The 24,239-nt window shown below is 41.8% G+C and carries 27 protein-coding genes and 1 pseudogene; 6 read left to right on the top strand and 22 right to left on the bottom strand.

Going from position 1 to position 24,239, the window contains the following annotated elements; translation table 11 throughout:
- The first annotated feature begins 35 nt into the window (after positions 1-35).
- Positions 36-1,307, top strand: coding sequence for a hydroxymethylglutaryl-CoA reductase, degradative (locus tag NF418_RS01375; RefSeq protein WP_256778110.1), 1,272 nt, complete (start codon positions 36-38; stop codon positions 1,305-1,307).
- 8 nt (positions 1,308-1,315) lie between these two features.
- On the opposite strand, the gene NF418_RS01380 is transcribed toward NF418_RS01375, so the two are convergent.
- The 7 genes from NF418_RS01380 to NF418_RS01405 form a co-directional block, all read right to left on the bottom strand.
- On the bottom strand, positions 1,316-1,783 hold the full coding sequence (locus NF418_RS01380) for a GNAT family N-acetyltransferase (protein WP_256778112.1): 468 nt from the start codon (positions 1,781-1,783) through the stop codon (positions 1,316-1,318).
- A gap of 495 nt (positions 1,784-2,278) precedes the next feature.
- Positions 2,279-2,482: a hypothetical protein gene (locus NF418_RS10640; RefSeq protein ID WP_373325941.1), complete on the bottom strand. Its 204-nt coding sequence runs from the start codon at positions 2,480-2,482 to the stop codon at positions 2,279-2,281.
- Positions 2,483-2,578: 96 nt separating this feature from the next.
- Positions 2,579-2,734 carry a hypothetical protein gene (locus NF418_RS01385; RefSeq protein ID WP_161497480.1) on the bottom strand — a complete coding sequence of 52 codons (156 nt, stop codon included), beginning with the start codon at positions 2,732-2,734 and terminating at the stop codon, positions 2,579-2,581.
- Between the two features lie 212 nt (positions 2,735-2,946).
- Complete coding sequence (locus NF418_RS01390) at positions 2,947-3,201, bottom strand: hypothetical protein (RefSeq protein ID WP_222328451.1); 255 nt, start codon at positions 3,199-3,201, stop codon at positions 2,947-2,949.
- Positions 3,202-3,359: 158 nt separating this feature from the next.
- On the bottom strand, positions 3,360-3,566 hold the full coding sequence (locus NF418_RS01395; protein ID WP_256778116.1) for a CPCC family cysteine-rich protein: 207 nt from the start codon (positions 3,564-3,566) through the stop codon (positions 3,360-3,362).
- Entirely contained in the window at positions 3,532-3,699 is a 168-nt protein-coding gene (locus NF418_RS01400; protein ID WP_161497479.1) for a hypothetical protein, read from the bottom strand. The genes NF418_RS01395 and NF418_RS01400 overlap by 35 nt, the downstream gene beginning before the upstream one ends.
- Positions 3,700-3,914: 215 nt before the next feature.
- On the bottom strand, positions 3,915-4,148 hold the full coding sequence (locus NF418_RS01405; protein ID WP_105144417.1) for a hypothetical protein: 234 nt from the start codon (positions 4,146-4,148) through the stop codon (positions 3,915-3,917).
- 564 nt (positions 4,149-4,712) lie between these two features.
- On the opposite strand from NF418_RS01405, the pseudogene NF418_RS01410 reads away from it, so the two are divergent.
- Positions 4,713-5,739: pseudogene (locus NF418_RS01410) on the top strand (tyrosine-type recombinase/integrase); the annotation flags it as partial.
- Positions 5,740-5,827: 88 nt separating this feature from the next.
- Here NF418_RS01410 and NF418_RS01415 read toward each other — a convergent pair.
- The 10 genes from NF418_RS01415 to xseA form a co-directional block, all read right to left on the bottom strand.
- A complete protein-coding gene (locus tag NF418_RS01415; RefSeq protein ID WP_105106668.1) occupies positions 5,828-6,103 on the bottom strand; it encodes an HU family DNA-binding protein in 276 nt (91 codons plus the stop codon).
- A gap of 90 nt (positions 6,104-6,193) precedes the next feature.
- Positions 6,194-6,790, bottom strand: a complete 597-nt coding sequence (locus NF418_RS01420) for a YpmS family protein (RefSeq protein WP_256778122.1) — start codon at positions 6,788-6,790, stop codon at positions 6,194-6,196.
- The gene (locus NF418_RS01425) at positions 6,762-7,595 is read right to left on the bottom strand and encodes an SGNH/GDSL hydrolase family protein (protein WP_256778124.1); all 834 of its coding nucleotides are present in this window, start codon (positions 7,593-7,595) and stop codon (positions 6,762-6,764) included. The genes NF418_RS01420 and NF418_RS01425 overlap by 29 nt, the downstream gene beginning before the upstream one ends.
- Complete coding sequence (locus NF418_RS01430) at positions 7,588-8,421, bottom strand: DegV family protein (protein ID WP_256778213.1); 834 nt, start codon at positions 8,419-8,421, stop codon at positions 7,588-7,590. Before NF418_RS01430 ends, NF418_RS01425 begins: the two co-directional genes overlap by 8 nt.
- A 93-nt stretch (positions 8,422-8,514) precedes the next feature.
- The gene (gene recN, locus NF418_RS01435) at positions 8,515-10,176 is read right to left on the bottom strand and encodes a DNA repair protein RecN (protein WP_256778126.1); all 1,662 of its coding nucleotides are present in this window, start codon (positions 10,174-10,176) and stop codon (positions 8,515-8,517) included.
- Positions 10,177-10,178: 2 nt separating this feature from the next.
- The gene (locus tag NF418_RS01440; protein ID WP_172000417.1) at positions 10,179-10,604 is read right to left on the bottom strand and encodes an arginine repressor; all 426 of its coding nucleotides are present in this window, start codon (positions 10,602-10,604) and stop codon (positions 10,179-10,181) included.
- Positions 10,597-11,418, bottom strand: a complete 822-nt coding sequence (locus tag NF418_RS01445) for a TlyA family RNA methyltransferase (protein ID WP_256778131.1) — start codon at positions 11,416-11,418, stop codon at positions 10,597-10,599. The genes NF418_RS01440 and NF418_RS01445 overlap by 8 nt, the downstream gene beginning before the upstream one ends.
- Entirely contained in the window at positions 11,411-12,280 is an 870-nt protein-coding gene (locus tag NF418_RS01450; RefSeq protein WP_256778133.1) for a polyprenyl synthetase family protein, read from the bottom strand. Before NF418_RS01450 ends, NF418_RS01445 begins: the two co-directional genes overlap by 8 nt.
- The gene (locus NF418_RS01455; RefSeq protein ID WP_172019911.1) at positions 12,280-12,495 is read right to left on the bottom strand and encodes an exodeoxyribonuclease VII small subunit; all 216 of its coding nucleotides are present in this window, start codon (positions 12,493-12,495) and stop codon (positions 12,280-12,282) included. Before NF418_RS01455 ends, NF418_RS01450 begins: the two co-directional genes overlap by 1 nt.
- Complete coding sequence (gene xseA, locus NF418_RS01460) at positions 12,470-13,813, bottom strand: exodeoxyribonuclease VII large subunit (protein ID WP_256778136.1); 1,344 nt, start codon at positions 13,811-13,813, stop codon at positions 12,470-12,472. The genes NF418_RS01455 and xseA overlap by 26 nt, the downstream gene beginning before the upstream one ends.
- A gap of 165 nt (positions 13,814-13,978) precedes the next feature.
- Here xseA and ypfJ point away from each other — a divergent pair, with 165 nt between their 5' ends.
- The gene (gene ypfJ, locus NF418_RS01465; protein WP_256778138.1) at positions 13,979-14,887 is read left to right on the top strand and encodes a KPN_02809 family neutral zinc metallopeptidase; all 909 of its coding nucleotides are present in this window, start codon (positions 13,979-13,981) and stop codon (positions 14,885-14,887) included.
- A gap of 79 nt (positions 14,888-14,966) precedes the next feature.
- Here the strand turns inward: ypfJ and NF418_RS01470 are convergent, their stop codons facing one another.
- The 4 genes from NF418_RS01470 to NF418_RS01485 all read right to left on the bottom strand — a co-directional run bounded on the left by NF418_RS01470 (position 14,967) and on the right by NF418_RS01485 (position 17,704).
- A complete protein-coding gene (locus NF418_RS01470; RefSeq protein ID WP_256778140.1) occupies positions 14,967-15,815 on the bottom strand; it encodes a bifunctional methylenetetrahydrofolate dehydrogenase/methenyltetrahydrofolate cyclohydrolase in 849 nt (282 codons plus the stop codon).
- A 117-nt stretch (positions 15,816-15,932) separates the two neighbouring features.
- Entirely contained in the window at positions 15,933-16,667 is a 735-nt protein-coding gene (locus NF418_RS01475; RefSeq protein WP_256778142.1) for an amino acid ABC transporter ATP-binding protein, read from the bottom strand.
- A 1-nt stretch (position 16,668) separates the two neighbouring features.
- Complete coding sequence (locus tag NF418_RS01480) at positions 16,669-17,349, bottom strand: amino acid ABC transporter permease (RefSeq protein WP_256778143.1); 681 nt, start codon at positions 17,347-17,349, stop codon at positions 16,669-16,671.
- 124 nt (positions 17,350-17,473) lie between these two features.
- The gene (locus NF418_RS01485; protein WP_024532454.1) at positions 17,474-17,704 is read right to left on the bottom strand and encodes a DUF1797 family protein; all 231 of its coding nucleotides are present in this window, start codon (positions 17,702-17,704) and stop codon (positions 17,474-17,476) included.
- 218 nt (positions 17,705-17,922) lie between these two features.
- Between NF418_RS01485 and NF418_RS01490 the strand changes: the two genes are divergently transcribed.
- From NF418_RS01490 to NF418_RS01500, 3 genes are all read left to right on the top strand, one after another.
- On the top strand, positions 17,923-20,175 hold the full coding sequence (locus NF418_RS01490; protein ID WP_256778145.1) for an ATP-dependent Clp protease ATP-binding subunit: 2,253 nt from the start codon (positions 17,923-17,925) through the stop codon (positions 20,173-20,175).
- A gap of 372 nt (positions 20,176-20,547) precedes the next feature.
- A complete protein-coding gene (locus NF418_RS01495) occupies positions 20,548-21,009 on the top strand; it encodes an NUDIX hydrolase (protein WP_256778147.1) in 462 nt (153 codons plus the stop codon).
- A gap of 55 nt (positions 21,010-21,064) precedes the next feature.
- Positions 21,065-21,373 carry a DUF1827 family protein gene (locus tag NF418_RS01500; RefSeq protein ID WP_256778148.1) on the top strand — a complete coding sequence of 103 codons (309 nt, stop codon included), beginning with the start codon at positions 21,065-21,067 and terminating at the stop codon, positions 21,371-21,373.
- A gap of 76 nt (positions 21,374-21,449) precedes the next feature.
- On the opposite strand, the gene ileS is transcribed toward NF418_RS01500, so the two are convergent.
- Complete coding sequence (gene ileS / locus NF418_RS01505; protein ID WP_256778149.1) at positions 21,450-24,239, bottom strand: isoleucine--tRNA ligase; 2,790 nt, start codon at positions 24,237-24,239, stop codon at positions 21,450-21,452.

Here is a 24,239-nt window from a genome sequence, read left to right on the forward strand (position 1 = left end):
GGGCGCTTTTCGTTAGAAATTAGAAAGAGGAAATCATGGCACATTTCTCAGGATTCTATAAGAAATCACGTCAAGAACGCATTGACATCCTCCATCAAAACAACACTTTGTCACCTGAAAACCTTGATATCCTTCATAAGGACAAAAACCTTTCTGAGGCCATTGCAGGCAAGATGGCAGAAAATCATTTGGGAACATTTTCCCTACCCTTCTCTGTTCTGCCTGAACTGCTTGTGGATGGACAAATGTATTCTGTACCAATGGTCACTGAAGAACCTTCTGTGGTTGCCGCTGCTTCTTTCGGCGCCAAAATCATCGCTAAATCTGGCGGTTTTACCACCACCATCCACAACCGCATCATGATTGGACAGGTAGCACTTTTTGATATTCCTGACCATAGTAGAGCAAAACAAGCCATTCTCGACCAAAAAGCTCGTATTCTAGAAGCTGCCAATCAAGCCCATCCATCTATTGTGAAACGCGGAGGTGGCGCTCGTAACCTGGCTGTGGAAAGTAAGGATGAGTTTCTGATTGTCTATCTTCAGGTAGATGTCCAGGAAGCCATGGGCGCCAATATTCTCAACAATATGCTAGAAGCTATTAAGGATAATTTGGAAGTACTTAGCAATGGACAGGCTTTGATGGGGATTCTATCTAACTATGCAACGGAATCTCTGGTCACTGCCCAGTGCCGTCTATCCCTCTCCAGCCTTGCAACTAGCTCGGCTATTGCCCAAGAAACCGCTCAAAAAATCGCCCTGGCTAGCAAGCTAGCCCAGGTGGATCCCTATCGTGCTGCGACCCATAACAAGGGGATTTTTAACGGTATCGATGCAGTAGTGATTGCGACTGGTAATGACTGGCGGGCTGTGGAGGCAGGCGCTCATGCTTTCGCTAGTCGTGACGGCCATTATAAAGGCCTGTCCACTTGGTCAATTGATGGGGAACACTTGGTCGGCTCCATCACCCTACCCCTGCCGATTGCTTCGGTCGGTGGTTCCATTGGGCTTAATCCCAAGGTGGCAGTTGCTTTTGACCTGCTCAACCAGCCCAAGGCCCGCCAACTGGCCTCCATCATCGCTTCTGTCGGGCTCTGTCAAAACTTTGCAGCCCTGCGTGCCCTAGTCACCTCTGGCATTCAGGCGGGACACATGAAACTCCACGCAAAATCCCTGGCCCTGCTTGCTGGCGCTGAGGAAGATGAAGTGGACCAACTGGCCCAACTCCTGCGCAAAGAAAAACACAGCAACCTAGAAACTGCACAAAAACTATTATCATCTTTGAGACAACATAAAAAAGAGGGGTAACCTCTTTTTTAGTCAATTATTTGCTCCATGCGGAACTTTTGCGGCTTCATACCTAAACGTTCATAAAATCGAACGGCTCCCGAATTGTCAGCCCATACATCCAATGTTAGGTTGTGACAACCTTGTTCCTTGGCATAGGAAAGGGCAAAGTCGTAGAATTGCTCACCGATTTTTTGACCACGCACAGCACTAGCCACGCACAAATCATCTATGAACAGGGTTTTGATCGGTTCCAAAACATCACCTGTCGCAGTCCTAAGCTCACAAAATAGATGGCCAACCACTTGACCGTCCACTTCATAAACAAAAATTGGCTTAGCTGGATTGTCCAAAAGTGCCTTTAAGTCTTCCTCAGAAAATTTTTGCCCTTCACACTTAAAAATATCTGGTCGTGCCTGATGATGAACCTGTAAAATCTCTTGCAGCAACTCATTCAATGCTGAAATATCAGACTGTCTAGCTCTCCTAATAGTCATAACTTTATCCCCCTAATTTTTGATTTCTATTATAACACATGTTCATTTTTTATCAAAATAGGTCTAAAGACCGATGAATTATCTGAAAATTAGGATATACTATAAGTGTATCCTAAAATTTTTCATAAATCTCCTTAAAAATCGGTCTACCTAGGCTGATTTTTTTGTTTTCCCACGCTATCTAAAATGCCATCGCAATTTAAATCACTTGATGACACTTATAGAATGGCTTTTCTTGCTTGACCAAACACTTCTCAATCGGTGCACTCACTTCCTCTTGAGTGAATATTTTTTCAGTAGTTATAGCTATTTTTGAGATATCGACTGTCTCGTTTTCGGTCTCAACTACTGTATCTTTTATTTTTCTGCTGTCAATTGGGTGGCCTTATTCTCTCATCTTTCAACCTGAGACCATTTCTTATTGATTCGCTTGTTACTCATAGCAACCCTTTTCTATTTTTGCAACAAAAAAGCACTCGATTTCTCGAATGCATATTAAATAATTGGCCGACCTTCCACAAACGCTTTTTTTGCTTCTTCCAAAGTCATTTTATTAGGACCTCCGTCTATATTTGTTTCTCCAGTGTTTTCCCAATTACATTCACACACATCAAATAACATGACATCCCGATTGCAAACCGGGCAGTGAATGTACTCTTCCCCATCAATCAAGAAAATCTCGTATATAGTTGTTACGATAATACTCCTCTCCGCCAGCTGGATTTATTTCTCCAACAGCAATTACCCCTGTTTCCTTATCATTTCTGACACGTCTTGTTTCTGTATCATATTCCATTATTTGGTCGCTAATCGGACCTGATAACAATTGCTAAAAAATACATCAAACATTATTTTCATTCTTTGTTCTTCACTTAATCCCTCTGGATATTCTACTTTTGCAACTGTTTCACCGTTCATTTTAATTTCTGCTCGTACACGTTTGTTACTCAAAGCGACCCCCTTTCTATTTTCATCAATAAAAAAAGGGAGCGGGAAAGAACTCGAATGGTAAAAAAGTGTTCGTCTTCCCACCCCCGCACAGTTGATTTGGTCAGATTTGGAGGGTAAAACACGAACAAATCTGCTAATCAACCACTGCACTGAGATGTTGACACGAACCCTGAGAAGCGAGTTTGGGCTTTTTGCCTAGCCTCAATAAAATACTAAGTGACTAAACCACCAAATCGGTACGTTATCAACTCAACGACTTTGTCATCGTCCCCAGAATAATTAATGATGCCCAATAAGTCCAATGCCGCCTCAGCAAATTGTCCTTCACTGAAACCCATCAAATGCTCTTGGGAACCAACCAATTTCTTTAAATCGGAAATAGTATCAGGGTCAGACTTTTTCTGTTTTACAACTTCTATAATTGACATCATTCTATCATGTAAAACATCATCATTTAAGTTAATCATTTAAATCCCTCCCTCCAAAATTCTATTCCATTCTTTGGTTTTATTCAACTCCAGTTTAACAACTAATTCAGCATTTTTCAAGCGTTTTGACATGATTATTTCTATGGTGTACCGATGCAAACAATGGTAGAAAAAGCACCCGATTTCTCGAATGCATATTAAATAATTGGCCGACCTTCCGAAAACGCTTTTTTTGCTTCTTCCAAAGTCATTTTATTAGGACCTCCGTCAATATTTGTTTCTCCAGTGTTTTGCCATTTACAGGTGTCACAAATATCATAGTCCATGACATCATGACCGCAAACAGGACATTGTAGCCATACATATCCATCAACTATCCAAGTCTTTTGCGACTTCTCTGTCATAGCAAGCTCCCCCTTCATCTGGTTTTAACATGGTTGTAATTTTCACTCCGCCAGCTGGATTTATTTCTCCAATAGCAATTGCCCCTGTTTCCTTATCATTTCTGACACGTCTTGTATCTGTATCATATCCCATTATTTGGTCACTAACCAGAACTGATAGCAACTCCTAAAAAATACATCAAATATTATTTTCATTCTCTGTTCTTCAGTTAATCCATTTGTATATTCTACTTTTGCAACTGTTTCACCGTTCATTTTTATTCAGCTTGTACACGTTTGTTACTCATAGCGACTTCCTTTCTATTTTCAGCAACAAAAAAGTACTCGATATCTCGAATGCTTTAATTATCATGCTGTTAACAACATCCAGCTTTCTCTCAATGTTGTTCCGTGTAAATCAAGGTCCAACAATTCATCAAAGCTACTAAATTTTTGCTCATTGACACCAAAAGGTTCAGAAATTACATTATCATCCCCTGAATAGCCAATGTAGTAGTCTATTCCATTCAACTTGAGGTTATACTCTTCACCACATTCTATGCTTTCTCTGAAATCATCAATTGACTTAAAAAAACTATTCATTGTGTCTGATTCCTTTCAAATCTTTATTTGCAATTCGTTCAGCGAATGTTAAATCATTTTCTTTTGAACGTTTCTTCTTAGAAATACCTTTGTTATCTCTCCACCAAGTCCAATCATGAGAATGTGGGACTAGCGTATGAATACCCAGCCACTTATGATCTGTATTAGCAATATCAAATGTAGCTAAACCAGTTTTGTCAAAATATCTCCGCTGGATTAACTCACCTTCTTTGAATAAATCAACAACACTGTTCGGACTTGATTTTTTAGGAACTTTCGCACCATTAATATCTATGGTGCTTTTTCTTAATTTTTCATCTACTCTACATCGCGTACATTAGACTTCAACTGTATATATTCCTCAGTTTGATTATACCTCATCCTTTGGTGTTTATCAATTGATGACGGCGCATTTTCTCCTAACAAACTATTAATATTATCATATTCTTCACGATTTTTTTCAAGTTGCTGCCTCTGCTTCAATTCCGTCTCTGCCCAACTCACAGGGTCATCATGATATCTCTCCCTATCTCGATCCTGATAAAGAAAAATACTCCACGGATCAGAAAAGAGGCTCAGAAAATACTGGATGCAAAGATAGCGGACATCCTCAGCAAGCTGAAAAGCTCTGAAATGCTATTTGCAGACCTTTTCGACCAATGGTGGAATTTTTACCAACAAGAAATCAAACGTACCTCTATCGCTTCTCTGAAGGGCAATATTAAAGAAATAAGAGAGAGTTTCGGCATTGGCGTCAAAGTAGTCAATATTGACCCAAAATACGTCCAAAATTACCTAGACAACCTGGATTGCTCCAGAAACAAGAAAGAGCGTAACAAATCCATGTTGAACCTTGCTTTTGATTATGCAGTCGATCTGGACATCATCAAGGAAAATCCATCAAGAAGGGCCAAACTGCCACGGATCAAAAAGACCTTGGAAGATTGGAAAAAGATTGAAGAAAAATATCTTGAGGAAGACGAAAGTAAAACCACTACTTGAAGAACTCTGTCGCAGACCTAGCACATACCGGATTGGGTTAGCCGGGGAATTTATGAGCTTGAACGGTTGTCGAATTGGAGAGTTAATCTGTATTGAGCCTGAAGACCGAAATTTTGAGACCAGGCAATTAGAACTCCATGGAACCTATGATCATACTGAAGGCTACCGCAACGGGGAGAAAACAACTCCAAAGACCGTCGCTTCATACCGTGAAACACTCATGACCAAGCGAGAAATGGAAATTATTCAAGAGTTTGAATTTATGAATGAGCTAGAAAAAAATACCAACCCACGATATAAAGATAAGGGCTACATCTTTACAACCAAGAATGGTGTACCGATGCAAACTAACTCTTTCAACTTGGCTCTAAAAAAAGCGAATGAACGGCTTGAGAAACCTATACAGAAAAACCTAACCAGCCACATCTTCCGTCATACCCTTGTTAGCCGTCTTGCTGAGAATAATATCCCTTTAAAAGCTATTATGGACCGTGTGGGGCATGCAGATGCCAAAACAACTATCCAAATCTATACCCATGTTACCAAGAAAATGAAATCAAATGTGGCAGATATCATGGAAAACTACTAAAGTTTTGCCCCTTATTTGCCCCTTAAACAAGAAAAAAGCCTACTGCACAACGTAGAAACGTTGATACAATAGGCTTTTTAATGCTGAATTATTTTACCGCATCCTTAAGAGCTTTACCAGCTTTGAATGCTGGAACTTTTGATGCTGCGATTTTGATTTCTGCACCTGTTTGAGGGTTGCGACCTGTACGTGCTGAACGCTCACGAACTTCAAAGTTACCGAAACCGATCAATTGTACTTTTTCACCAGCTGCTAGGTAATCTGCTACTGCTGCAAATACTGCATCAACTGCTGCTGCTGAATCTTTTTTAGTCAATGAAGTTGCTTCTGCAACTTTTGCAATCAAATCTTGTTTATTAGCCATTTTGCTAAGTCCTCCAATAATTTTCTGAGATTTTACTCACCTCTATATAGTACCGAAAATAAAAGAATTGGTCAAGTTTTTAATGCTATTTTACTGTCTTTTTCTGTAAATATCGACGATTATTTGGTTGTTATATAAATCAATCGTATTTGCTTTTCCGTACAGACCTAGAGAATTTTCTAGATCCGTAATTTGTAACTGAACTTGTGCCTCCTGGGAGTCAATCTTGACGAAAGAGGGTAACTTATAATTCTTTTGTAAATACGCTAACACATCTGCCTTGGGAAGAGATAAACTGCCTGCTGAGATTTCTAATATCTGTAGGAGAATACTACCGTCTTCCATCTTGAAAGGTTGAAAGTAAATATATAGAGGGAGTGTGACTCCAAAAAGTTGATAACTTCCTTCAAACACAACCTGCTGACTCGTCACAAATAATTGATAGGAAAAATCCTTTGTTTGATACTCTTTCAAATAGTTAGCAATACTTTGATTAAGCTGTTCGCGATCAGTTGTGAAAGTCCCTACCTTTGTATCCGTCTGATTCGTCGGAACCAGTTTTGTCAAATCTTCTCGTTTTGTTTGAAAACGACTTAGAAGAACTAGTCCACCACCCAGCATCAAGGCCAGTTGAAGCAAGAATAGCCATTTCCAAAAATTAAGGTTTCCAACTTTTCTCAGTTTCATTCATTTTCTCCAACACTGCTTTTTTTATAATCTCATAACCTGTATTATTAGGATGAAATTGATCCTCCTCAAAAAGCAGGTTATTACTTTGCGATTGATTCAATTGACTAATACCAGCTTCTCCTTCCAAACCTCTATAAAGCAAATCATTAATCCCAACAAAATAAACATTTTCATATTTTGCAACAGTTTCTTCCGTTGTTGTATTCCATTTATCTACAATGACCTGCATCTCTGTTAATTCTGGCAAACTAAGAAAAAATGGATTATAAATTCCAACTACGTAAATGGGAAGAGAAGGATTATCCTTACGAGCAACTTGAATAATGCTTTCCAGTCTCTTTCCATACTCTTTTGCAGGTTTATCAAATGTCGAAAGCTTCAGATTCGCGATATTTTTAATAATAACCTTTCGAAGATCATTTCCTCCGACTGTAATAGTCAGTAAATTAGCCTCTTGTAAAGCTAGCTTCAATTCTTGCTTTTCCTTCATCCGCTTCAAAATTTGATTGCTGGTATTACCAGAAATTCCAAAATTTTGATAATCTACCTCGTAACCATAATCATTGGTCAAGGACTGGGCAAGCAGGGGAACAAAACCTCCTTGACCTGTTGTGTCCCCTACCCCCTCTGTTAGGGAATCTCCTAAAGCTACATAGTGAAACTCTGTCTTTTCAGCTACAAGAATCTCTTGATTTGTTAAACGCGATGAAGCCGAAGGTAGGATATGATGAAATATAAAGATAGCTGCTAAAGTAAATAGCAAAAAGAGAACAAAGTCTCGAATCAATTTCCTATTATTCATAACGAATCAAAACAGCCCAGGCATCCTCACCAGTATGTGTTTGAATAATGGATCCTGTCTCCAATACGGAGATTTCATTTGTTACAAAGCCTTGTAACTGATTTTTTATATCAGTAGCAAAATCAGCCTCTCCTGAATAGGAAATTCCTATTTCAGCTACTTGTTTACCTGCCAACTTCTCCGCAAACTCTTCCAGCCATTTTTTGAAGGTTTTATTTCCTCGCCCTTTTACAATTGGAGTCAACTGGTGATCCTTCATTTCCATGATAACTCGTATATTAAGCAGACTACTCAACATCCCTTGAACACGCCCAATACGACCACCTTTGACTAAATTTTCTAAAGTTGAAACACCAATGTATAATTCCGTCTTTTCTTTGACACTTTCAATCGCAGCAAGTATTTCTTCTTTGCTGGCACCAGCTTGTGCTAAGCGTGCCGCTTCCACAACTTGAAATTTTTCAGCCTGATCTGTAAAACTTGAATCCACAACAGTCACATCGGCACCAGATAGGGTTGCTCCTTGTCTAGCAGCTTCTACTGTCCCTGACAAGGCATGCGACAAGAGAATGGCAATAATTTGACTGCCATCTTTTGCTAGATCAGAAAAAATTTCGGCAAAAAGTCCCACAGGTGGCTGACTGGTCTTTGGTAAGTTTTTTGATTCTCGCATCAATTTCAAAAATTCACCTTCTGTTAGGTCATTATCTGAATAGACGACTCCATCAACCATTACAGATAAGGGAACTATGGTAATTCCTAATTCCTTGACCAATTCAGCTTCAATAGTAGTACTCGAATCTGTCACAATCTTAATCTTCGTCATCATCATCCCTCAATTCTCTTCAATATTGTCATCTATTATATCAAATTTTATCTAAAAAATAAACATATGAGCAATAGCAAAAAGGCTAGTCGCCTAACCTTTTTCTACTAATTCTTTTGCTTGATTACGGGCTGCATCTGTGATTTTGTCACCGGCTAACATCTTGGCAATTTCCTCAATACGCTCTTCTTTGGTCAAGAGACGGACACGAGAAACGGTTGAATGCTCATCTGATATTTTTTCTATAAAGTACTGATAATCTGCAATAGCAATGACTTGTGGTAGATGAGAAATCGCCAATACTTGACCATATTGTCCGATTTTATAAATTTTCTGGGCAATGGCCTGGGCAACACGGCCTGAAACTCCTGTATCTACCTCGTCAAAGACGATGGAAGTCTTGCCTTCCTTACGGGCAAAGGCTGACTTAATGGCCAACATCAAGCGAGACAATTCTCCTCCAGAAGCCACCTTAACCAGAGGCTTGAAGTCTTCACCTGGGTTGGTAGAGATGTAAAATTCTACTGTTTCATTTCCTTCTCGATTAAATTTTCCTTTAGTAAATCGAACTTGGAAACGAGCTTTCTCCATATACAAGTCTTGCAATTCTTGGCGAATAATATCTTCTAAAACAACAGCCAATTCATGGCGTGATTGGCTGAGCTGACCTGCTCGTTCAACCAATTCTTTCTCTAAGTTCTTAAGCTGAACTTCCAAATCATCTCCAGATAAATCATTGCCTGTCAATAAATTGTATTCTTCGCTGATTTTTGCAAAATAATCCAAAACATCATCGACAGTTCCACCATATTTTTTAGTAATTGTATTGAGCAAATCCAGACGACTTTCCAATTGCAAGAGACGATTGCCGTCAAAGTCTAGATTGTCCACCACATCGCTGAGACGCTTGGTCACATCTTCAACAACATAATAGGCTTCTGTCAGGCTAGATGATAGCTGTTTGTAGTCTGGATCAAATTCTTCCAGACTTTGCAAGTCACTCATAGCAGAACGTAGGTTGTTCAAACTCGAAAAATCTTCATTGTCTAACAGAGCGTAGGCATTGGTCAGTGTATCTGCAATTTGTTTGTGGTTGAGCAGTTTATCTCGTTCCTGATTGAGTTGAATATCTTCGCCAGACTTCAAATCCGCTGCTTCGATTTCAGCAATTTGGTATTCCAACATCTCAATTCGCGCCTTGTGTTCCTGCTCATTTTTTTGCTTTTCAAGTACTCGTTTGCGTAGATTACGATAGGCATCAAAGGTTGTCTGATAGCGGTCTTTTATAGCCCAAAACTCGTCTTCTCCAAAGCTGTCTAATAAACGGACATGGTGCTGGGACTTCATCAATTCTTCCTGGTCATGCTGGCCGTGAATATCTACAAGATATTGCCCAATCTGTTTCAGGAAAGATAAATTAACCATTTGTCCATTGACACGACTAACGGAACGGCCATTTTGCAGGATTTCCCGACGAATAATGAGTTCGTCAGCTACTTCAATTCCCTGTTCAGTCAAAATCTGCTCGAGAGCTCTGCTATTTTCAAAGGAAAAAAGTCCCTCGATCTCAGCCTTGGCTGCTCCATGGCGAATGACATCCGTCGTCGCACGCGCTCCAAGCATCAGGTTCATGGCATCGATGATAATGGACTTGCCGGCACCTGTTTCACCAGAAAGTATGGTCATTCCCTTTTCAAAATTCAGTGATACCTGCTCGATTATTGCAAAATTTTTGATAGATACTTCTAATAACATACCTACCACCCTCTAATAATTGTTTCCAACTGAGATATCATTTGTTGATCCTTTATTATCACCAAGATACTATCATCATCGGCAATGATTGAAAAAATATATGGTTCAAACTGTTCTATAATCTGACGCTTCACGACTGCTGAACTCCCTGGAATTAGCTTAAGGTTCAGCATTTTATCCATACTATTAACTTCTAGGACACTATGAAATCTCACTTTGGAATGACCTACTTTAGGCAGACCATATACATATCCCTTGTCAGCTGACGGAACCTTGATAATTCCTAGCTCCTTGATGTCACGAGATACAGTCGCCTGGGTCGCATGAACGCCCATAGCTTCCAAGCGTTCCACAATTTCTTCCTGAGTATCAATGGGAAATCGGACTACCAAATCTTTAATGACTTCTAATCGTTCTCGTTTATTCATCCTTTTTAAATTCCTCATGTGCTTGATCGACTATATTTCTTATTTCACTGTGTTCAATCGGGCTAGGCTGGCTTGATTTCTCCAAATGAGCTAAAAATTCCGTGTTGCCATGACCGCCTTGAACAGGAGAAAAACTAAGGGCTTTGACTGAGAAGCCTGTTTCCACGGCCATTTTTGTCACATCTTCCAATACTTTCAAGTGAACGGATTTATCCTTGACAATGCCATTTTTCCCAATCTGTTCACGTCCAGCCTCAAATTGGGGTTTGACAAGGGCAACAACCTGGCCACCCTCCGCTAAAATACGATGAAGTGCTGGCAAAATCAGACTCAATGAGATAAAGCTGACGTCAATGGACGCAAAACTTGGTTGACTAAGTTCGAAATCTCCCAACTCAGCATAGCGGAAATTGTACTGTTCCATGCTGAGCACACGTTCGTCCTGACGTAATTTCCAAGCCAGTTGGTTGGTCCCTACATCCACAGCATAGACCTGCTTGGCACCAGCCTGCAACATCACATCCGTAAATCCGCCTGTTGAAGCCCCAATATCAATCGTTGTTTGCCCCTCAACCGCTAGGTCGAAAACCTGCAAGGCTTTCTCCAATTTGAGACCACCACGGCTGACATACTTGAGTTTTTCCCCCTTGAGCTTGAGTTCAATTCCTTCGTCAATCTTCTCGCCAGGTTTATCATAGCGTTCGCCATTGATGACCGACACCACCAGTCCTGCCATAACACCTCGCTTGGCCTGCTCCCGCGTCTCGAAAAGCCCCTGTTTATAAGCTAATACATCTACTCTTTCCTTAGCCATTGATTCGTAAACTTTCTATGATTTTTTTGATTTCTTCTCTTGAAAATGGGACTAGTTGAGCCACTTGATCTAACTCGTTGATTGCTTGATTCAAACTATCTTCTAGAAAGACTTTTGAGGCCTCCAGTCCCATTAGGGCAGGGTAGGTAGACTTCTCAGCCAAAACATCCTTTTGCGGTGTTTTTCCGATTTCCTCAAAAGTGGCTGTCACATCCAAAATATCATCCCTCACCTGAAAGGCTAGACCGACCAGCTCTCCCACTCGACGCAGTAGTCGGATGACCGTTTCCGATTGACCTGTAATGATACCAGCTGCTACAAAGGGAAAGGTCAATAATTTTCCAGTCTTACTGGCATGGATGGCTTGTAATTGTTCGAAAGATAATTTTTGTCCCTCACCTGCCATATCCAAGACCTGACCAGCAACCATTCCAAAAGTCCCAGATGCCTGAGAAAGCTCTCTCACGAGAGCAAGGATGGTCTCTGCTGGCAAATCTACCTGAGCCAAAAATCCAAAAGGATCTAAAAATAAACTGTCCCCTGCTAAAATTGCTGTCGCTTCGTCGAATTTCTTATGGTTGGTCAAACGCCCCCGACGGTAATCATCATCGTCCATGGCTGGCAGATCATCATGAATGAGACTACCAGTGTGAATGAGCTCGACACAGGCAGCTACCTGATAATGAGCTGTTTGCAAAGTCACTCCAAAAGCGTCCAAAAGCGTCAAAAGGAGCATGGGCCGAATCCGTTTGCCTCCTTCCTGTAGCGAATAAAGAACCGCTTGATTGAGCCGCTCAGCTATCTGAGGTCGGTAAAAGTCTGCTATAGTTTCCTCAAGTAGCTGCAATTTACTAGCTCCCATTAGTCCATCTCCGTTTCACTGCCATCCGCCTGCATGACCTTGACCAAGGTCTTTTCAGCTTCAGCAAGTGTCTTTTGTAAATCCTTAGATAAAACCATCCCTTTTTGAAACTCGGCAAGTGCCTCTTCCAAGGCTACATCCCCACGCTCCAATTTGGTTACAATTCCTTCTAATTCAGCTAAATTTTCTTCAAATGTTTTTGTCTTTTTGGACATGATTTACCTCCACATCAAGTTGACCATCCTTCATCTGAATGGTTAGGTTTTCACCCATTTGTATATTTTCTACACTATCAATCACCCGACCATCTTGACGAATCATGGCATAACCACGAGCCACAATGCGACTGGTATCTAGCATGGTTAAGGCCTCAATCAGCTTATCTGCCTTGGACATCTTGTTATCATAGATATTGGCCATATTGCTCTTCAAAAGCCGTTCCTGCTGGATAATTCTTTCCTGAAAACTCTCGACTTTACGGCCAAGTTGTAGGCCTTGTAGGCGTTGATTGAGTAATAAGCTAGCCTGTTTCTGCTGGCTATAGAGTTCTTTCATCCGTGTCTGAAATTGATTGGTCAAGCGGTCTAATTTTTGTAAATAACCATCATACAAGCGTTCAGGCTGCCGAAACATAACTGATTGGCTAATTTTCTCAAGCTGACCTCTCAGGAATTTCAAACGATTGGTCATGGCCTGATAGGCTCGATTTTCCTGCTGATTTAAATAACCCAGTAAGTCTGCCTTGGTCACAGGGGTCGCCAATTCTGCGGCAGCTGTCGGAGTGGCTGCCCTGCGGTCTGCCACAAAGTCTGCCAGAGTCGTATCCGTTTCGTGACCCACACTGGAAATGATAGGAATACGGGATTCAAATATTGCCCGAACCACTATTTCCTCATTAAAAGCCCACAGGTCTTCAATAGAACCACCTCCACGACCAACTATGAGTACATCCAAATCATCACGCTCATTGGCTCTTTGGATATTGGCGACAACTTCTTGAGCAGCCCCATCTCCTTGCACCTTGGTCGGATAGAGGACTATTTCCACACCAGGAAAACGCCGACTGACCGTGGTAATAATATCTTGAATAACCGCTCCACTAGGACTGGTAATGACCCCTATTCTCTTAGTAAACCGAGGTAGTTCCTGCTTGAATTCTTGCTTAAATAGTCCTTCCTGAGTCAGAGCTTGTTTGAGTTGTTCAAACTTGATTGCCAAGGCACCAATACCGTCTGGCTCTGCTTTTTCAATGACAATGGAATAGGAACCGCTAGGCTCATACAACTGCACACGCCCAACCGCATTGATTTTCATTCCCTCTTCAAGATCAAAGCCCAGATTTTTATAGACACCAGCCCACATGGTCGCTTGGATGACCGCCTTGTCATCCTTGAGCGAAAAATATTGATGGCTAGGACGCTTGCGGAAATTGGACACTTGTCCTGTTAAATAGACCTTCTCCAAATAGGGATCGCGGTCAAACTTTAATTTTAAATACTTGGTTAGATGGCTAACCGATAAATATTCAACCATGTCCACTCCTTCTGTCTGTATCCCTACTATTATACCAAAAATTGCACATTTATACAGAACTGGACACAACATTTCCAATAGCTTTCCTGTGTTTTTTTCTGCAATTTGCTATATAATAGTTTGTGAGAAAATAGGAACTTGATAACAGGTTCTAAGGAGTTTAAGATGAAAATTGATGATTTACGAAAAAGTTCCAATATTGAAGACCGCAGGGGACAAAGAAGCTCGGGGCCGTCTTACTCTGGTGGTTCAGCTGGTGGAAATCTCTTACTTAGCCTACTCTTCTCCCGTCTGGGTTGGAAGGGAAAATTGCTACTAGTGGTCCTCCTATTTGTCTTTGGTGGCATGTCCAATCTAGGTGGCTTACTTTCACCAACAACCAACACCAATCCATATCAGTCTAGCCAGGTTACGACAAGCGGTACCAGTGTTTCTGACGCAGATGCGGAATTCATGAGTAAGGTACTGGCCTCAACAGAAGATTTTTGGACACAAGAGTTTGCAAGAAATGGTCTAACCTACCAAGCGCCAACACTGGTTTTCTATACAGACCAGACCCAAACAGGCTGTGGAACAGGTTCTGCTCAGGCCGGCCCCTTCTATTGTTCAGCTGACCGAAAGATTTATATTGACACTTCTTTCTATCAAGAATTATCTAGCAAGTATAAGGCTGCTGGTGACTTTGCCATGGCCTATGTCATCGCCCACGAGGTCGGCCACCATGTCCAAAATGAATTGGAAGTCCTTGGTGCCTACCACCAAAAACGTGCTCAGTTGTCCGATAAGGAAGGCAACGCTCTCAATGTTCGTCTCGAATTACAAGCTGACTACTACGCTGGTGCCTGGGCCAAATATGTCGATGGTCAGGGTATCTTAGATGTTGGCGATATTGATGAAGCCATGAATGCTGCCCATGCAGTTGGGGATGACACTCTCCAACAAGAAGCCTACGGACGGACTGTCCCAGATAGTTTCACCCACGGTACTTCTGAACAACGTAAAAAATGGTTTAACCTCGGCTATACCTATGGTGATTTGGCACATGCCGATACCTTCTCGATAAGTAATCCATAAAAAATCTATCCCCAGTTTCATGACTGGGGATTTTCTTATAAGAAAATGAGGTCAGCTCTTGCCAACCTCGCCAACTTACCTATTTCCCACTTCTGACACAAGCCTCAAAAGTCTGCTCCATGAGCATGGTAATGGTCATGGGGCCAACTCCACCTGGAACAGGGGTGATGTAGCTAGCAACTTCTGCTACTTCATCATACTTGACATCCCCAATCAATTTGCCATTATCATCACGGTTCATACCAACGTCAATCACTACTGCATCTGGCTTGACGAATTCCTTGGTTACAAAATGTCCACGACCAATCGCAACGACTAAAATATCCGCCTGACGAGCCAACTCTGCTAGATTTTTAGTGCGTGAATGAGCAATGGTCACAGTTGCATTGGCATCCAAAAGGAGCTGGGCCATAGGTTTTCCAACGATATTGGAACGACCAATAACCAGAGCTGTTTTGCTCTCTAAGTCAATCTGGTATTCCTTGAACATTTCCATAATCCCTGCGGGTGTGGATGGAATCATGACCGGGTGACCTGACCAGAATTTACCCATGTTGGTCGGATGGAAACCGTCCACATCCTTGTCTGGATCAATGGCTAACAAGACTTTCTCTTCACTGATGTGGGCTGGTAGTGGCAACTGTACCAAGATCCCATGCCATGCATCATCTTGATTGTAGCGCTCGATCAATTCCAAAAGTTCTTCTTCAGAAATGCTAGCTGGCACTCGTACAACCTCACTCTTGAAACCAGCTGCAAGGGCTGAACGTTCTTTATTGCGGACGTAGACCTGACTGGCTGGATCTTCACCCACCAAAATAACGACCAAGCCTGGTACCAAGCCTTCTTCCGCTTTTAATCGAGCTGTTTTTTCTGCCAGAGCTGCCTGCATTTTGACTGCCAAGGCCTTACCATCAATCACTGTCATTGCTTAAAATCTCCTCCACTTTTTCTTCATTATACCCTATTTGCCACTGATTTGACTAGGTTCTCACCCAATTCATCTGAAAACAGCAAAAAACTCCGAACAATGTCGGAGTTAAGTCTATAATACTTTAGATAGGAAATCCTTGGTCCGTTCTTCCTTGGTGTGTTCAAATACTTCTTCAGGAGTTCCATCTTCAACAATGTAGCCTCCATCCATAAAGATAACACGGTCTGCCACTTCACGCGCGAAGCCCATTTCATGGGTCACGATGATCATGGTCATACCTGACTTGGCCAAGTCCTGCATAACCGCAAGTACCTCACCAACCATTTCAGGATCAAGGGCAGACGTTGGTTCATCAAAGAGCAAGACATCTGGATCCATAGCCAAACCACGGGCAATGGCAATCCGCTGTTGCTGACCTCCTGAAAGGCTTTGTGGATAGGCATCCGCCTTATCCGGCAAACCAACCTTTTCAAGCAATTCCTTGGCCTTAGCTTCAGCTTCAGCCTTAGCAATTCCTTTTGTTTTAATAGGTGACAAGGTAATATTTTCTAATACGGTCATATTTGGAAAAAGGTTAAACTGCTGGAAAACCATACCCATCTTCTCACGCATCTTGAAAATGTCATTTGCTTTATCCGTAATATCAACACCTTCAAAAGTCACCGTTCCCTTGGTCGGCACCTCTAAGAGATTCATGGTACGCAAGAAAGTTGATTTTCCTGAACCAGAAGGACCGATAATCACAACCACTTGACCTTGCTGGATATCTAAATCAATCCCTTTTAAAACTTCATTTTCACCAAAATACTTATGAAGATCTTTTATGGAAATAATTGCTTCTGTCATCTTAGTGTCCTCCCTTATTTAACTTTTTCTCGAGGGCTTGAATGCCTAGGGTCAAAATACTGGTCATCATCAAATAATATAAGGCTGCAAAAATAAGCGGACTTTGAGTGAGATAAGTCGTTGTCGCAACTGTCTGTGCCCCATTCCACAACTCAATCACACCGATGGTTGACAGGAGCGAGCTGTCCTTAACAATGGTTACAAACTCATTTCCCAAAGCAGGAAGAATATTCTTGATAGCCTGTGGCATAATGACGTAGCGCATGGCTTGTTTTGGACGAATACCTAATGAATAGGCTGCTTCCAACTGCCCCTTAGGCACAGCATTGATACCCGCACGGATGGTTTCAGACACATAGGCTGCGGAGTTCATAGATATAACAATAATCCCTGGAATTAAACGCGTCAAATCTACATCTAAAATCCCTATTTGGATGGTCGGAGCCACAAAATTGGTCATGGCAAAGGCAATCATAATCTGTACTACCATTGGAGTACCGCGGAAAATCCAGACATAAATATTGGCAAGCCAAACCAGAACCTTATATCTACTGCGTTGGGCAAAGGCCAAGAGTGTCCCTAAAATACTACCAAAGAAAACCGAGAAAAAAGCGATAATAAGGGTTACAAGAGCCCCGTAATTAAAATAAGCCCAATAATCAGGCAAGAAAGAAAAATCCATTCATTCACTCCTCCTATTCAATTTAGAAACTATTATACCACATTTGAATATTTATGCAATTAGTTTTGCTTAGATATTCATTTTGTTGTAAGAAAAAAGCACCTACTGGTGCTCGAGCTTGTTCTTAGTACAACAATTCGTAGATTTCCATCGCAATCAAGTCAATGCTATCAAACGTATAGGTTTCACGAGCAGCGACATCACGCAAGGTAAATACTGAACCATTTTCCTCGTCATAGCTATAAGCCACTTCTGCAACAACAACACCTTCACGCTCAAAATTACGTTTCAATGTACCGCCATCGTTAGCCATAGCTTCCAGACGATTGATAATTCTCACCAAATGTGATTCCATATTCCTTCTCCTAATCCTTTTTATAAAAACATTTTACCACATATTATAAAAAAAGTCTTGATTTTTCAACATTTTCTTGTCAGTTCCTAGGCATCCAAGAGATTATGTTCCGAATATAGCAGTTTCTTGATTTTTCCCTAAATCTTGTTATAATAAAGCTATAACTGACCTTTATTGACTATTTGACAAAGGTCCATTCCAAAGAAAGAGGTAGAACGATGCTCTGTCATAACTGTAAAATCAACGATGCAACCATCCATCTCTATACCAATCTGAATGGTAAGCAACAACAGGTAGATCTCTGCCACAACTGCTACCAAATTATGAAAACTGACCCTAATAATGCCATCTTGCGTGGTTTAGGTGATTTAACCAATCCAAACAATATGGATCCTTTCAGCGAGTTTTTCAATCACTTGGGTGGCTATCCAGGAAACACTCCAGCTGGCAAGAAACGTGACCAAACTCCGCCAACACAAGCAGGAGGGAACAACAACGGGCGTGGTGGTCAAACTCCACCCCCTCAGCAACCTCCACAGCCAAATGGTTTGTTAGAAGAATTTGGAATCAACGTGACAGAAATTGCTCGCCGAGGCGATATTGATCCTGTCATTGGCCGTGATCAAGAAATTACGCGTGTCATCGAAATCCTCAACCGCCGTACCAAGAACAACCCTGTCCTCATCGGTGAGCCAGGTGTCGGTAAAACCGCTGTTGTTGAAGGGTTAGCTCAAAAAATTGTCGACGGCGATGTACCACAAAAATTACAAGGTAAGGAAGTCATCCGATTAGACGTTGTCAGCCTTGTACAAGGGACTGGTATCCGTGGCCAATTCGAAGAACGCATGCAAAAACTAATGGAAGAAATCCGTAATCGTCGTGAGATTATCCTCTTTATTGACGAAATCCACGAGATAGTTGGTGCTGGTTCTGCTGGTGACGGCAATATGGATGCAGGAAATATCCTCAAACCCGCCCTTGCCCGTGGCGAAATGCAGCTAGTCGGTGCAACAACCCTCAACGAATACCGTATTATCGAGAAGGATGCAGCCTTAGAACGCCGTATGCAACCTGTAAAGGTCGAAGAACCAAGCGTTGAAGAAACCATTATCATTCTCAAGGGTATCCAGAATAAGTATCAGGACTACCACCATGTCAAATACTCTGACGCCGCTATTGAAGCTGCTGCTGTCCTTTCAAATCGCTATATCCAAGACCGTTTCTTGCCAGACAAGGCCATTGACCTACTGGACGAAGCTGGTTCTAAGATGAACTTGACCCTCAATTTTGTCGATCCAAAAGAAATCGACCAACGCTTGATTGATGCCGAAAACCGTAAGGCCCAAGCAACTCGTGATGAGGACTATGAAAAGGCTGCCTATTTCCGTGACCAGATTGCCAAGTATAAGGAAATGCAAAAAGCAACCATCAGCGAGGAAGATATTCCCCTCATTACTGAAAAGGAAATCGAAGCCATCGTTGAACAGAAAACCAATATCCCTGTTGGTGACCTCAAAGAAAAAGAACAATCTCAATTGATTAACCTGGCTAGCGATCTCAAGACCCATGTTATCGGTCAAGATGAAGCTGTTGACAAGATTGCCAAGGCCATTCGCCGTAACCGTGTTGGTCTTGGTGCCCCAAACCGTCCAATCGGCTCCTTCCTCTTTGTCGGACCAACCGGTGTCGGTAAAACAGAGCTGTCCAAGCAACTAGCGATTGAACTCTTCGGTTCAGCAGATAGTATGATTCGCTTCGATATGTCCGAATACATGGAGAAACACGCCGTTGCCAAGCTAGTCGGTGCCCCTCCAGGCTATGTAGGCTACGAGGAAGCCGGTCAGCTAACTGAAAAAGTCCGCCGCAATCCTTACTCGCTCATCCTCTTGGATGAGGTAGAAAAAGCTCACCCTGATGTCATGCACATGTTCCTCCAAGTCCTAGACGACGGCCGTCTGACAGATGGACAGGGACGCACAGTCAGCTTCAAGGACACCATTATCATCATGACTTCAAATGCTGGAACTGGTAAGGTTGAAGCAAGTGTAGGCTTTGGAGCAGCCATGGAAGGTCGCACCCAGTCTGTTCTTGGCCAACTCAGCAATTTCTTCAGTCCAGAATTCATGAACCGCTTCGATGGAATTATTGAATTCCAACCACTCAGCAAGGAAAATCTCCTTGAAATTGTCAGCCTCATGCTTGATGATGTCAACAAACGCTTGTCTAACAACGGCATTAGCTTACATGTGACAGATAAGGTTAAAGAAAAACTAGTTGATTTGGGCTACGATCCAAAAATGGGAGCTCGTCCACTACGCAGAACCATTCAAGATCAAATCGAAGATGCCATTACAGACTTTTACTTGGAACATCCAAGCGAAAAAGACCTTCGCGCTGTTATGACTAGCAAGGGGAGCATTCAAATTAAAGCACAAACATCTAGCAAAGATAAAAAATCTATAATCGATTGAAATAGCTTTCAGACAAGGAACTAAGATGCAGGTTGGCAATCTAACTTGCAAAGCCAATCAATTCTGTAGATTATGGAAAGGCGAAAATGAACACGTTTCAAAAATGATTCAAATATCAATATGTTAGTATTAAACCATTATTATTTTACCCAACATTTCTTCCAGAAACTAGTGTAGCTCAGCTTGAACTGTACTTCACAAGTATTTTCGTAAGAAGCTAATTCATTAGTATATCTTATAGAAAACTTCAATCTGTTGGGCTTAAACTAGCTTTATTTAATATCATATCAATTTATAAGTCTATGAATAAGAAACAATAGTAAAAAAATGATATAATATACTCATCTAAATCCAACTTGAAAAGGAATGTATATGGATAAAATAAGTATTTTTGGGGAGAAAAAGGCTGGTGTAGATTACCAAAGTCGCCTTGGGGTCTATGCAGTTATTCCTGATGAAAACAAAAAGAATATTATTCTGGTTCAGGCCCCAAATGGTGCTTGGTTCCTACCTGGCGGTGAAATAGAAAAAGGCGAAAATCATCTAATAGCATTGGAGCGAGAACTAATGGAAGAACTTGGCTTCACTGCTACAATAGGTAAATACTATGGTCAAGCTGATGAATACTTCTACTCTAGCCACCGTGATACCTATTTCCATAACCCTGCCTATATTTATCAAGTGACTAGTTATCATCAAGTCGGTCAACCTTTAGAAGATTTCAATCATATCGCATGGTTTCCAATCGAAGAAGCAATTGAAAAACTCAAACGAGGCAGTCACAAGTGGGGAATTGAACAGTGGAAATTGCAAGAAAATTCAATCAATGACTAGCCAAAACACCCACATGCATGCTATAATGTAGCCAAAGAGACATAGGAGGTTCCAAATGAAAATCATTAACACTACGAATAGTCATTCATATCTTGTTCAGAGCCAACTGGCTAATACAGATGCCTTTCTAGTAGAAACCTATTCTGCTGGCAATACCGACGTTATTTTCACACAGGCACCCCGTCACTATGAACTCTTAATTAGCAATAAATATCGAGCTGTTCAACAATCTGAAATCGAAAAAATCCGTGATTTCTTCCTTCATCGTAAGATTGATGAACGGACGATTGACAAAGCTGCTATTCAAACGATCCACACCGAACGTTTGATTGAAATGTCTATCCCCATTATTACTGAAGTCTGAGAAGCCGATCGGCTTCTTTTTTCATACTCAAAAAAGCCTATCGCTAGATAGACTTTAATGAACAAATATGGAATGCTTATGCTTCAAAACCTTGAGTTACTGCTTCAGCAAAGTTTTCCTCAACGACACTTGCACAGTGGTCACAGATCGTCGCACCGTAGCTGCGGTTTACTACACTGGTATCAATACGGCGACAACGATCACACACTTCACCTGCTGCACGTTCTACTGCAAAGGCAACTTCATCCACCACAAGTGCACTTTCAGGAGCTGCTTCCGTGGTTACTGTCAAGTTTGAAACGATGAGCAACTGAGCAAGATCTGCATTCAAGCTCTCCAAGAAGGACTTGGTTTTAGCTGAGACATAGGCAGTCAGATGTGCTTCTAGCGATTTACCAATCACTTTAGCATTACGGGCTTCTTCCAAGGCTTTTTGAGCTTTTGTACGGAAGACCATAAAGTTTTCCCAGTCAGCCAAGACTTGCGCTTCATTAGCAAAGGTTTCCACCTCTGGCATTTCCGCCAATTGTACGAACTCTTCTGCTTCGTGTTCCAAGTATGACCAGATTTCTTCTGCTGTATGTGGCAAGATTGGGGTCAAGAGCTTTGTAATTTTGACCAAGATGTCATAGAAGACAGTTTGCATCTGACGACGAGCAAGTGATTTAGCACCATCAATGTAGACGACATCTTTGGCAAAATCGAGGTAGAAGGCTGACAAATCAAGGGTTACAAAGTTTACTACAGATTTGTAAATAGCCATGAAATCATAGTTGTCGTAGGCTTCACGGATTTGAGCTACCAATTTATTGAATTTCACCAAGAGATATTGGTCAACTGAACGAAGCTCTTCGTAAGCTACCGCATCACTTGCAGGATTGAAATCAGAAGTGTTGGCAATCAAGAAGCGAAGGGTATTACGGATTTTACGGTAGGTTTCAGAAACCTGTCCAAGAATATCCATAGACACACGCACATCGTTTGAAGTATCCACAGATGTCACCCACAGACGCAAGATTTCTGCACCAAACTGTTTCTCAACATCACTTGGAAGGATTGTATTCCCTAGAGATTTAGACATCTTCATCCCCTTACCATCAAGGACAAAACCTTGTGACAAGATAGCTTTATATGGCGCATGACCATTTACAGCAACAGAGGTAATCAAGGATGAGTTAAACCAACCACGGTATTGGTCTGAACCTTCAAGGTAGAGATCAGCTGGGTAGGCAAGGTTTTCACGGGCATTCATGACACCATTCCAAGATGAACCAGAGTCAAACCATACGTCCATGATGTCTGTTTCTTTGGTAAATTCGCCATTTGGTGAACCTGGATGAGTGAAACCAGCAGGCAAGAGGTCTTTTGCTTCTGATTTCCACCAGATGATAGAACCATGTTCCTCAAAGAGAGCTGCTACATGGTCTGTTACTTCCTTGGTCATGATGGCTGTACCATCTTCTGCATAGAAGATTGGAAGTGGAACACCCCAAGCACGCTGACGTGAGATGACCCAGTCACCACGGTCACGGATCATGTTGTAAAGACGTGTTTTACCCCAAGATGGATTGAAAGTTGTTGCTTCGATTTGGTCCAAGATTTCCTGACGGAATTTAGAAACAGAGGCAAACCACTGTGGCACTGCACGCCAGATGATTGGTTTCTTGGTTCTCCAGTCAAATGGGTAGGAGTGATTAATCACTTCACTAGCAAGGAGCAAGTCGCCTAATTTTTCCTTAACCGTTGGGACAACCTTGTCATAGAATTGCCCTTCAAAATCAGGACCCGCAGCTTCATTCATCAAACCGCGTTCATTGACAGTTACCGCAACCTCCAAGTCATATTTGACACCGACATTGTAGTCATCCTCACCAAAACCTGGAGCCGTATGGACGATACCTGTACCAGAATCCGTTGTGACATGGTCACCCAAGATAACCAATTCATCAACTTCAGCATCCCATGGATGTTCGGTCACAATGTATTCAAATGCAGCACCCTTGTGTTTTGAAATCACTTCAAAGGATTCCCAACCGAATCTGGCTGCCAAGCTATCAACCAAGGCTTCTGCCAAGACATACTTACGGTCAGAGCCAGCAGGTTGAACCAAGACATAGTCAATGTCTGCTCCCATTGTCAAACCGCGAGAAGCCGTTACCGTAAATGGAGTGGTTGTCCAGACAACGATGTAGCTATCTGTATCCAAAAGTCCCTTGCCATCTTTGACCTTGTTAGCATAGTAAAGAGATGTTGAGTCAATGTCATGGTATTCGATTTCAGCTTCTGCAAGGGCAGATTCAGATGACCATGACCAGTAGACAGGCTTGGCACCACGGTAAATATAGCCCTTGTCTGCCATAGCACCGAAGACACGGATTTGAGCTGCTTCGTAGTCTTTTGCCAAAGTGATATATGGATTTTCCCAGTCTGCAGAAACTCCTAAACGCTTGAAATCGTCACGTTGTTTGTCCACCTGACTCAATGCATAATCACGACACATTTCAAGGTATTCAACCAAGTTCATTTCCTTACGTTTGACACCTTGTTTTGCTAAGACTTGCTCGATTGGAAGACCATGCGTATCCCAACCTGGTACAAATGGAGCACGGAAACCAGACATGGACTTAGAACGAACGATAATATCTTTAGAAATCTTGTTCAAAGCATGTCCAACGTGGATATTTCCGTTAGCGTATGGAGGGCCATCGTGGAGGTGGAAGGCAGGTTTGCCTGCGTTGAGTTCTTGGCGACGAGCATACAAGTTTGTTTCATCCCAGACCTTTTGCCATTCTGGCTCACGTGTTGGTAAGCCTGCACGCATAGGAAATGCTGTCTTACCTAAATTGAGTGTTTCTTTTAGTTTCAT

The organism is Streptococcus suis (assembly GCF_024509555.1).
Classification (GTDB): Bacteria; Bacillota; Bacilli; order Lactobacillales; family Streptococcaceae; genus Streptococcus; species Streptococcus suis_AD.

Bases quoted from the DNA above. Each gene is read 5' to 3' on its own strand.
- NF418_RS01375 (WP_256778110.1), top strand. From the start codon at position 36: ATGGCACATTTCTCAGGATTCTATAAGAAATCACGTCAAGAACGCATT.
- NF418_RS01380 (WP_256778112.1), bottom strand. From the start codon at position 1,783: ATGACTATTAGGAGAGCTAGACAGTCTGATATTTCAGCATTGAATGAG.
- NF418_RS01390 (WP_222328451.1), bottom strand. From the start codon at position 3,201: ATGATTAACTTAAATGATGATGTTTTACATGATAGAATGATGTCAATT.
- NF418_RS01395 (WP_256778116.1), bottom strand. From the start codon at position 3,566: ATGACAGAGAAGTCGCAAAAGACTTGGATAGTTGATGGATATGTATGG.
- NF418_RS01400 (WP_161497479.1), bottom strand. From the start codon at position 3,699: ATGGGATATGATACAGATACAAGACGTGTCAGAAATGATAAGGAAACA.
- NF418_RS01405 (WP_105144417.1), bottom strand. From the start codon at position 4,148: ATGAATAGTTTTTTTAAGTCAATTGATGATTTCAGAGAAAGCATAGAA.
- NF418_RS01415 (WP_105106668.1), bottom strand. From the start codon at position 6,103: ATGGCTAATAAACAAGATTTGATTGCAAAAGTTGCAGAAGCAACTTCA.
- NF418_RS01420 (WP_256778122.1), bottom strand. From the start codon at position 6,790: ATGAAACTGAGAAAAGTTGGAAACCTTAATTTTTGGAAATGGCTATTC.
- NF418_RS01425 (WP_256778124.1), bottom strand. From the start codon at position 7,595: ATGAATAATAGGAAATTGATTCGAGACTTTGTTCTCTTTTTGCTATTT.
- NF418_RS01430 (WP_256778213.1), bottom strand. From the start codon at position 8,421: ATGACGAAGATTAAGATTGTGACAGATTCGAGTACTACTATTGAAGCT.
- recN (WP_256778126.1), bottom strand. From the start codon at position 10,176: ATGTTATTAGAAGTATCTATCAAAAATTTTGCAATAATCGAGCAGGTA.
- NF418_RS01440 (WP_172000417.1), bottom strand. From the start codon at position 10,604: ATGAATAAACGAGAACGATTAGAAGTCATTAAAGATTTGGTAGTCCGA.
- NF418_RS01445 (WP_256778131.1), bottom strand. From the start codon at position 11,418: ATGGCTAAGGAAAGAGTAGATGTATTAGCTTATAAACAGGGGCTTTTC.
- NF418_RS01450 (WP_256778133.1), bottom strand. From the start codon at position 12,280: ATGGGAGCTAGTAAATTGCAGCTACTTGAGGAAACTATAGCAGACTTT.
- NF418_RS01455 (WP_172019911.1), bottom strand. From the start codon at position 12,495: ATGTCCAAAAAGACAAAAACATTTGAAGAAAATTTAGCTGAATTAGAA.
- xseA (WP_256778136.1), bottom strand. From the start codon at position 13,813: ATGGTTGAATATTTATCGGTTAGCCATCTAACCAAGTATTTAAAATTA.
- ypfJ (WP_256778138.1), top strand. From the start codon at position 13,979: ATGAAAATTGATGATTTACGAAAAAGTTCCAATATTGAAGACCGCAGG.
- NF418_RS01470 (WP_256778140.1), bottom strand. From the start codon at position 15,815: ATGACAGTGATTGATGGTAAGGCCTTGGCAGTCAAAATGCAGGCAGCT.
- NF418_RS01475 (WP_256778142.1), bottom strand. From the start codon at position 16,667: ATGACAGAAGCAATTATTTCCATAAAAGATCTTCATAAGTATTTTGGT.
- NF418_RS01480 (WP_256778143.1), bottom strand. From the start codon at position 17,349: ATGGATTTTTCTTTCTTGCCTGATTATTGGGCTTATTTTAATTACGGG.
- NF418_RS01485 (WP_024532454.1), bottom strand. From the start codon at position 17,704: ATGGAATCACATTTGGTGAGAATTATCAATCGTCTGGAAGCTATGGCT.
- NF418_RS01490 (WP_256778145.1), top strand. From the start codon at position 17,923: ATGCTCTGTCATAACTGTAAAATCAACGATGCAACCATCCATCTCTAT.
- NF418_RS01495 (WP_256778147.1), top strand. From the start codon at position 20,548: ATGGATAAAATAAGTATTTTTGGGGAGAAAAAGGCTGGTGTAGATTAC.
- NF418_RS01500 (WP_256778148.1), top strand. From the start codon at position 21,065: ATGAAAATCATTAACACTACGAATAGTCATTCATATCTTGTTCAGAGC.
- ileS (WP_256778149.1), bottom strand. From the start codon at position 24,239: ATGAAACTAAAAGAAACACTCAATTTAGGTAAGACAGCATTTCCTATG.